General features: G+C 66.1%; 6 protein-coding genes and 1 pseudogene. All 7 read right to left on the bottom strand.

Annotated elements, in window-relative coordinates; genetic code table 11:
- Positions 1-115: 115 nt before the first annotated feature.
- Positions 116-2,161: pseudogene (locus D3872_RS10345) on the bottom strand (acetyl/propionyl/methylcrotonyl-CoA carboxylase subunit alpha).
- A 35-nt stretch (positions 2,162-2,196) separates the two neighbouring features.
- Positions 2,197-3,231, bottom strand: coding sequence for a biotin synthase BioB (bioB, locus tag D3872_RS10340; RefSeq protein WP_229459257.1), 1,035 nt, complete (start codon positions 3,229-3,231; stop codon positions 2,197-2,199).
- A gap of 20 nt (positions 3,232-3,251) precedes the next feature.
- Entirely contained in the window at positions 3,252-4,043 is a 792-nt protein-coding gene (gene bioD, locus D3872_RS10335) for a dethiobiotin synthase (RefSeq protein WP_119810696.1), read from the bottom strand.
- Positions 4,030-5,226 carry an 8-amino-7-oxononanoate synthase gene (bioF, locus tag D3872_RS10330; RefSeq protein ID WP_119810695.1) on the bottom strand — a complete coding sequence of 399 codons (1,197 nt, stop codon included), beginning with the start codon at positions 5,224-5,226 and terminating at the stop codon, positions 4,030-4,032. The genes bioD and bioF overlap by 14 nt, the downstream gene beginning before the upstream one ends.
- A gap of 2 nt (positions 5,227-5,228) precedes the next feature.
- Positions 5,229-6,557, bottom strand: coding sequence for an adenosylmethionine--8-amino-7-oxononanoate transaminase (bioA, locus tag D3872_RS10325; RefSeq protein WP_182915763.1), 1,329 nt, complete (start codon positions 6,555-6,557; stop codon positions 5,229-5,231).
- Positions 6,558-6,570: 13 nt separating this feature from the next.
- A complete protein-coding gene (locus D3872_RS10320; RefSeq protein ID WP_229459256.1) occupies positions 6,571-7,359 on the bottom strand; it encodes an enoyl-CoA hydratase/isomerase family protein in 789 nt (262 codons plus the stop codon).
- Positions 7,360-7,369: 10 nt separating this feature from the next.
- A partial coding sequence (locus D3872_RS10315; protein WP_119810692.1) for a carboxyl transferase domain-containing protein occupies positions 7,370-8,604 on the bottom strand: 1,235 nt, incomplete at its 5' end.

Below are 8,604 nucleotides of genomic sequence, written 5' to 3'. Positions count from 1 at the left end.
CACCACTTCCGCTTCCGGAAGCAGTCCTGCGAAATCGCTTACCCAGGGATCGGTCACGCCATCGGCGCGGTGAAGAAGGATGCGCATCGTGTCTCCGTTATTGTTTTCTGTTTGTTTACGCCGCCTTGAAGGCCAGCAGCGGTGCGCCGTCCGCAACCTGGTCGCCCACCTGGTACAGGATTTCCTCGACCAGTCCGTCCGCCGGCGCGGCGATGGTATGTTCCATCTTCATCGCTTCCATGATGACGAGGGCGTCGCCCTTCTTCACCTGCTGGCCTTTTTCGGTCAGCACCGCGACCACCTTGCCCGGCATCGGCGCGGTCAGGCGTCCGCCGGCCGCTTCCGCCTCGCCTGCGTGGGCCATCGGGTCGTTGTAGTTGAGGACGAACTGACGGCCGCCGGTGAACACATGGAAGACGTCGCCGTCGCGGCGCACGGTGCCATGGATCGAGGTCGCGCCAAGCTGGATGCACAGCTCCGGGCCTTCATGCGAGGTGACCGACATGTCGGTCTCGATGCCGCCGACTTCGAGGTGCCAGCCGGCCGGGTGGTAGGTGACACCCACGCGATAGGCCTTGGTGTCGGTGGACGCGCTGTATTCGTCGGCGAACGAAAGCTGGCGCTGGTAGGCGCTGTTCAGGCGCCATCCGCGCGCATTGCCCCACGGGTCGGAAGGATTTTCCGAGCTGGCAGCGGAGGTCGCTGTCTCTTCTGCGATCAGCGACACCGCCGCCAGCGCCAGCGTGCCGACTGGCGCCGCGCGCGATGCCGGGAACAGCTTGTCGCTGTTACGTTCGATCAGGCCGGTATCGAGGTCGGCGCTGGAGAAGGCCTCGCCCTCGACCAGGCGCTTGAGGAAGGCGATGTTGGTGGCAAGGCCGACGATCTGGAACTCCGCCAGCGCCTGCGACATGCGCGCCAGCGCCTGGGTGCGGTCCGCGCCCCAGACGATCAGCTTGGCGATCATCGGGTCGTAGAACGGCGAAATCGCATCGCCTTCGCGCACGCCGGAATCGATGCGCACCGGCGCCGGCGCCACGCCCGGCGTACCGCCGAGTTCAAACGACACCGCGCCCGGCGTATCCATGTGGCGCAGCGTGCCGATCGACGGCAGGAAGCCCTTCTCGGGATTCTCGGCGTAGATGCGCGCTTCGATCGAGTGCCCGTTGATTGCTAACTCGTCCTGCGACTTCGGCAGCGGCTGTCCGGCGGCAACGCGCAGCTGCCACTCCACCAGGTCGGTCCCGGTGATCATTTCGGTGACAGGGTGCTCCACTTGCAGGCGGGTGTTCATCTCCATGAAGTAGAACGAGCCGTCCTGGTTGGCGATGAACTCCACCGTGCCCGCGCCCACGTAGCCAACCGCCTTGGCCGCGGCGACCGCAGCCTCGCCCATTTCGTTGCGGCGCTTGGTGGTCATGCCCGGCGCCGGCGCTTCTTCCAGCACTTTCTGGTGGCGGCGCTGCACCGAGCAGTCGCGCTTCTGTGCAGTAGACGCGTTGCCCTGGTGTGTCGGCGAATACCTGGATCTCGGTGGCGCGGACGGGTCAGGTACTTTTTCGGCGAGGACCTGGTCGTCGCCGAGGAACTGATCGCTCGCGCTTGCACGATTTTCCAGCGCCGCCTTGAAACTTCGGAACGCTCTATCCGCGCATGCCCTCCGCCGCCTGCCGCGCTGGCCTTTGAGGCAGCACCGGGTAGCGATGCGGCTCGCCCTGTCCTGCAGGAAGCCAGGATCCTGGTTGTTCGCCGTATAGCCCAGGCACCAGCGCACGTTTGGCCTTCCTATTCAGCGACTTGGCGCGCCGACTTCGAACCATCGCGCGCATCGCCGACGCAGGCGGGGCCACATGAAACCAGGCCAGCTTTATTCCGCGCAGGCGTCGGCGAATTCGGCGTTCTCGGACAGGAAGCCGTAGCCCGGATGGATCGCCTGCACGCCGGTGGCAAGCGCCACGGCGATGATCTTGTCGCCGCACAGGTAGCTTTCCTTGGCCGCCGCAGGTCCGATCAGCACCGCCTCATCGCATACCGCCACGTGCTTCGACCTGGCGTCCGCTTCCGAATACACGGCAACGGTCTTGATGCCCATGCGGCGCGCGGTTGCGGCGACACGGCAAGCGATTTCGCCACGGTTGGCGATGAGGATTTTAGTGAACATGCGTGTTATCCGATTGTTTTTCAGGTTTGTTGTAATCAGCCGCCGCAGCTTGCCTTCGGCGCGGAGTCGAGCGTCGCCGCGCGGGTCGGCAGGCCCAGCTTGTTCAGCAGCGCGCGGTCGTCCTCGGCTTCAGGGTTATCGGTGGTCAGCAGCTTGTCTCCGTAGAAGATCGAGTTGGCGCCGGCCAGGAAGCACATCGCCTGGACAGCTTCGCCCATCTGGCGGCGGCCGGCCGACAGGCGCACGCGCGCCTGCGGCATCGTGATGCGGGCAACCGCGATGGTACGCACGAATTCGAACGGGTCGAGCGGGTCGAGGCCGTGCAGCGGCGTGCCTTCGACCTGCACCAGGTGGTTGACCGGCACCGATTCAGGATACGGATTCAGGTTGGCCAGCTGGGCGATCAGGCCGGCGCGCTGCTGGCGCGATTCGCCCATGCCGACGATGCCGCCGCAGCAGACCTTCAGGCCCGCGTTGCGCACACGGCCCAGCGTATCCAGGCGGTCCTGGTATTCGCGGGTCGAGATCACGTTGTTGTAGAACTCGGGCGCGGTGTCGAGGTTGTGGTTGTAGAAGTCGAGGCCTGCCTGCTTCAGGCGGTCGGCCTGGCCTTCCTCCAGCATGCCGAGTGTGGCGCAGGTTTCCAGGCCCAGGGCCTTCACTTCGCGCACCATCTCCTCGACTTTTTCCATGTCGCGCTCTTTCGGGCTGCGCCATGCGGCGCCCATGCAGAAGCGGGTGGCGCCGTTGGCCTTGGCCTGGCGTGCCGCGTCGAGCACGGTATCGATGCCGAGGATCTTCTTGGCTTCGACGCCGGTGTCGTAGCGCGCGGCCTGCGGGCAGTAGCTGCAGTCTTCCTCGCAGCCGCCGGTCTTGATCGACAGCAGGGTCGCCAGTTCAACGTCGCCGGCCGGGAAATTGGCGCGATGGACCGTCTGCGCCTTGAACAGCAGGTCGTTGAACGGCAGCTCGAACAGGGCCAGCACGTCGGCCAGCGGCCAGGTGGCTTCCTGCGGCAGGGTGATCGGATCCGCAGGCGGATGGAAGGAGACGGCGGTCGTTTGGGTCATTGTTGTTCCTTGTACGTGGTTCAGTCACGCACGGGCGGCCAGCCTGGCAAGCCCGCGAGTTCGATAAATTCGGCGGCCGCGGCGGCCGAAGGATTTGTCAGGTAAGGCACGCGTCCCAGCATCGGGGCCGGGATGCGCTGTGCGAGTGCTTCGATGTTTTCTTCAAAATAAGGCATGTCCGGGTCGACCTGGTTGGCCACCCAGCCTGCCAGCACCAGCCCGCGCGCGACGATCGCTTCGACCGTCAGCAAGGCGTGGCTGATGCAGCCAAGGCGCATGCCCACCACCAGGATCACCGGCAGGTTGAGCTGCTGCGCCAGGTCGGCGCTGTCGAAATCGCTTGAAAACGGCACCCGGAAGCCGCCCACGCCTTCGACCACCACCGCATCGGCGGCGGCGGCGATTTCGGCGTAGGCCGCGATGATGGGCACCGGCTCGATGGCCACGCCATCCAGCGCCGCCGCGATGTGCGGAGCGCAGGCCGCGCGCAGCATGTAGGGCGTGGTGATGCTGGACAGGAGGTGCACGTTGCCGGCGGCGGCCAGCATGTCGGCGTCGTCGTTATGCAACTGGCCGTCGCGCATCTCGGCGCCGGCCGCCACCGGCTTCATGCCGCAGGCGCGCACGCCGCCGGCCACCAGCTTGTGCAGGATCGCCGCCGATACCAGCGTCTTGCCGATTTCGGTGTCGGTGCCGGTGATGAAGCAATTGAAACGCCCCGGGATGCGGTCGCCGGCAGGCGCGGCTTCGGCTTGCGGCGTCAGCACCGGCAGGCCGGCGGCCATCGGTTCCATCGGATCATTGAGACTCATCCCACGTCCTTTCCAGTTCGTTGAGCGCGGCGGCGAGCTGTGCGACTTCGTCATGCGTGTGGGCGGCCGACAGCGTAATGCGCAGGCGCGCCGTGTCCAGCGGCACGGTAGGCGGGCGGATCGCCGGCACCCACAAGCCCTGTTCATACAGGCGCGCGCCGACGCACATCGCCTCGGCATTGCTCCCGATGATAACTGGCTGGATGGCCGTCGTCGAGGCTGGACGCTGCCAGCGCGCAAGCTCCAGTTCACTGTCGAGCTGGGCGATCAGCGACTGCAAATGGGCGCGCCGCTGCGCGCCTTCTTCGCCGCCGATGATGTCGATGGACGCCAGCAGGGCGTGCGCCAGCGCCGGTGGCGCCGCCGTGGTGAAGATGTACGGGCGTGCACGCTGGATCATCAGTTCGATCACGCTTTCGTGGGCCGCGACGAAAGCGCCGCCGACGCCTGCGGATTTGCCCAGGGTGCCCATGTAGACCAGGTTGGGCGAGCGCAGGCCGAAGTGTTCCAGCGCGCCGCGGCCTTGCGCGCCCAGGGTGCCGAAGCCGTGGGCGTCGTCGATGACCAGCCATGCACCGTGGCGTTCGCACAATGCCAGCATTTCCGGCAGGGGCGCCAGGTCGCCGTCCATGCTGAACACGGAGTCGGTGACAACGAGTTTGGTACTTGCATTGCTGGCTTCGAGCAGGGCCGCCAACGCTTCGACGTCCGCGTGCGGGTACACCTTGACGCTGGCGCGTGCGAGGCGGGCGCCGTCGATCAGCGAGGCATGGTTCAGCGACTCCGAGAAGATCTCGGCATCCGGGTCGTCGCCCAGTGCGGTCAGCATCGCCAGGTTGGCCATGTAGCCGGTGCAGAACGACAGTGCACGCGGCGATTCCAGGTAAGGCGAGACAAATTCCGCTAAACGTTCTTCTAGGAGATCGTGCGCGCGGCCATGGCCGCTGATCAGGTGCGATGCGCCGCTGCCGGCGCCGTACAGCGACGCGCCTTCGCGCAGCGCTTCGATCACGCGCGGATGCGCCGCGAGGCCAAGGTAGTCATTGCTGCAAAAAGCCAGCATCGGGCGGCCGTCGACCACCAGGCGCGGCGCGGACGGTGTGTCCACCACCCTGCGGCGGCGCGTCAGGCTCTGTTCGTCGATGGCCTTCAGCTTGAGGTTGAGCTTGGAAATCAGGTCCATCGTCACGCCGCGATCACGGTTTCAAACACGGTGTGCGTGCGGGCGGCAAGGCCGTCGATTTCTTCGTCGTTCATCACGTATGGCGGCATCAGGTAGACGGTGCGGCCGATAGGACGCAGCAGGAGTTCGTTTTGCAGCGCTTCGGTGAAGAAGCGGCGCGAGAAGGTGGCGGCAAGCGCGCTGTCGGGTTCGACCGCGTCGAAGGCCCAGATCATGCCGCGCTGGCGCAAGTTCGCCACGCGTTCGTGCGCGGCCAATGGCGCCAGTGCCGCCGTCATGCGCTCGGCGCGTGCGCGGTTCCGGTTCAGCACATCGTCTTCACGGAAAATGTCCAGCGTGGCCAGCGCCGCGCGGCAGGCCAGCGGGTTGCCGGTGTACGAGTGCGAATGCAGGAAGCCGCGGCGGATGTCGGCGCTGTAGAACTGCTGGTAGATCTCGTCGCGGGTCAGCACCAGCGACAGCGGCAGGTAGCCGCCGCTGATCCCCTTCGACAGGCACAGGAAGTCGGGCCAGATGCCGGCCTGTTCGCAGGCGAAGAAGGTGCCGGTGCGCCCGCACCCGACTGCGATTTCGTCGAGGATCAGGTGCACCTGGTAGCGGTCGCACAGCTCGCGCACCAGCTTCAGGTACAGCGGGTCGTGCATCGCCATGCCGGTGGCGCACTGCACCAGCGGCTCGATGATGATGCAGGCGATTTTGTCCGCGCGCTCGGCGAACAGGCGTTCCACGTCCAGCGCCGCGCGGCGCGCCACGTCTTCGGCGGTTTCGCCCTCGCGCGCGTTGCGCGCGTCCGGCGACGATACCGTGCGCGCGGCGCGCAGCAGCGGGCCGTAGGCATCCTTGAACAGCGCGACATCGGTCACGGCCAGCGCGCCGATGGTCTCGCCGTGGTAGCTGCCTTCGAGGCAGACGAATTCCTGCTTGTCGCCGTGGCCAGCGTTGCGCCATGCGTGGAAGCTCATTTTCAGCGCGATTTCGACCGCCGATGCGCCGTCGGACGCGTAGAACGCGTGTCCCAGCACATTGCCGGTCAGCGCGGACAGCCGCTCCGACAGTTCCACCACCGGCTGGTGCGTGAAGCCGGCCAGCATCGCGTGCTCCAGCCGGTCAAGCTGGTCTTTCAGGGCCGCGTTGATGCGCGGGTTGGCGTGCCCGAACAGGTTCACCCACCAGGAGCTGATCGCGTCGAGGTAGCGCTTTCCGTCATGGTCGTACAGCCACACGCCGCGGCCGTGGCTCACCGGCACCAGCGGCACGGTTTCGTGGTGCTGCATCTGGGTGCATGGGTGCCAGACACTGCGCAGGCTGCGCGCTACCCAATCTTGAGACATGCGTGAATCCAAATCAGTTGAGCCAGGAAGGCTTGCGTTTTTCGAGGAAGGAAGCGACGCCTTCGCGCCCTTCCAGTGACGAGCGGATATTCGCGATGCGCTGGGCCGAATCGAGCAGCAGCGCGTCGGTGACTTCCTTGCCCGCCATGTCGCGCACCAGCACCTTGGCTTCGGCCACCGCGTTCGGGCTGTTGGTCGCCAGCGCCCTGACGATGCCGGCCACGTGCTCGTCCAGTTCGTCGGCGGTCGAGATTTCATGCGCGAAGCCGATGCGGTACGCTTCGCGCGCCGAAAAGCGCTCGGCGGTCAGGAAGTAGCGGCGCGCGGCGTTTTCGCCCATCGCCTTGATGACGTAAGGCGAAATCGTGGCCGGGATCAGGCCTAGCTTCACTTCCGACAGGCAGAAATTGGCTTCCTCGACCGCGACGACCACGTCGCAGGCCGCCACCAGCCCCATGCCGCCTGCGTAGCAGTCGCCCTGCACCTTGGCCACCACCGGCTTCGGGCACAGGTAGATCGTGCGCAGCATGTCGGCCAGGCGGGTCGCGTCGTCGAGGTTCTCGGCGTCCGAGTAGCCCGCCATCTTCTTCATCCAGTTCAGGTCCGCGCCGGCGCAGAAAGCCACGCCGTTCGCGGCCAGCACGATCGCGCGCACGTCCTCGCGGCGGCCCAGTTCATCGAAGGCCAGCGCCAGTTCGGTGATGGTGGTCTCGTTGAAGGCGTTGCGCACTTCCGGGCGGTTCAGCGTCACGGTCGCAACGCGGTTTTCGACCGTGACGGTCAGGGTCTGGTGGGTGTTCAAGGTGTTCTCCTTACATCCGGAATACGCCGAACTTCGTGTCCGGGATTTCGGCATTCAGTGCCGCCGACAGTCCGAGGCCCAGCACCATGCGGGTGTCGGCCGGGTCGATCACGCCGTCGTCCCACAGGCGCGCGGTGGCGTAGTACGGGTGGCCCTGGTGCTCGTACTGCTGCTTGATCGGCTGCTTGAACGCGGCTTCTTCCTCCGCCGTCCACTGGCCGCCCTTGCCTTCGATGCCGTCGCGCTTGACGGTCGCCAGCACCGACGCCGCCTGGTCGCCGCCCATGACGGAGATGCGCGCGTTAGGCCACATCCACATGAAGCGCGGCGAGAAGGCGCGGCCGCACATGCCGTAGTTGCCGGCGCCGAAGCTGCCACCGATGATGACGGTGAACTTCGGCACTGCAGCCGTCGCCACCGCGGTCACCATCTTGGCGCCATTGCGGGCGATGCCCTCGTTCTCGTATTTGCGGCCGACCATGAAGCCGGTGATATTTTGCAGGAACACCAGCGGGATCTTGCGCTGGCAGCACAGCTCGATGAAGTGGGTGCCTTTCAGCGCCGATTCCGAGAACAGGATGCCGTTATTGGCGATGATGCCGACTTTTACGCCGAAGATGTGGGCAAAACCGCACACCAGGGTGGTGCCGTAGCGCGCCTTGAACTCGTCGAACTCGCTGCCGTCGACGATACGTGCGATCACCTCGCGCACGTCGAAAGGCTTGCGGGTGTCGACCGGGATCACGCCATACAGTTCTTCGGCCGGATACTTGGGCTCGACGGACTCGCGCAGCGCCATTTGCTGCGGCTTGGTGCGGTTCAGATTCGACACGATGGTGCGCGCCAGCGACAGCGCATGCAGGTCGTTCTGCGCCAGGTGGTCGACCACCCCGGACAGGCGGGTGTGGACGTCGCCGCCGCCCAGGTCTTCGGCCGTCACCACTTCGCCGGTGGCCGCCTTCACCAGCGGCGGGCCGCCCAGGAAGATGGTGCCCTGCTCCTTCACGATGATCGACTCGTCGCTCATCGCAGGCACGTAGGCGCCGCCGGCGGTGCACGAGCCCATCACCACCGCGATCTGCGGGATGCCCTTGGCGGACAGGTTGGCCTGGTTGTAGAAGATGCGGCCGAAATGGTCGCGGTCGGGGAACACGTCGTCCTGGTTGGGCAGGTTGGCGCCGCCCGAGTCGACCAGGTAGATGCACGGCAGGTTGTTCTGGTCCGCGATCTCCTGCGCGCGCAGGT

The organism is Massilia cavernae (assembly GCF_003590855.1).
Taxonomy (GTDB): Bacteria; Pseudomonadota; Gammaproteobacteria; order Burkholderiales; family Burkholderiaceae_D; genus Telluria_A; species Telluria_A cavernae.
Note: the sequence above shows the minus strand (reverse complement) of the source record. Positions and strands in the feature narration are given on the sequence as shown.

What these genes read in the sequence shown, in the direction of transcription:
- bioF (WP_119810695.1), bottom strand. Translation starts at nt 5,226, where the DNA reads ATGGACCTGATTTCCAAGCTCAACCTCAAGCTGAAGGCCATCGACGAA.
- bioD (WP_119810696.1), bottom strand. Translation starts at nt 4,043, where the DNA reads ATGAGTCTCAATGATCCGATGGAACCGATGGCCGCCGGCCTGCCGGTG.
- bioB (WP_229459257.1), bottom strand. Translation starts at nt 3,231, where the DNA reads ATGACCCAAACGACCGCCGTCTCCTTCCATCCGCCTGCGGATCCGATC.
- bioA (WP_182915763.1), bottom strand. Translation starts at nt 6,557, where the DNA reads ATGTCTCAAGATTGGGTAGCGCGCAGCCTGCGCAGTGTCTGGCACCCA.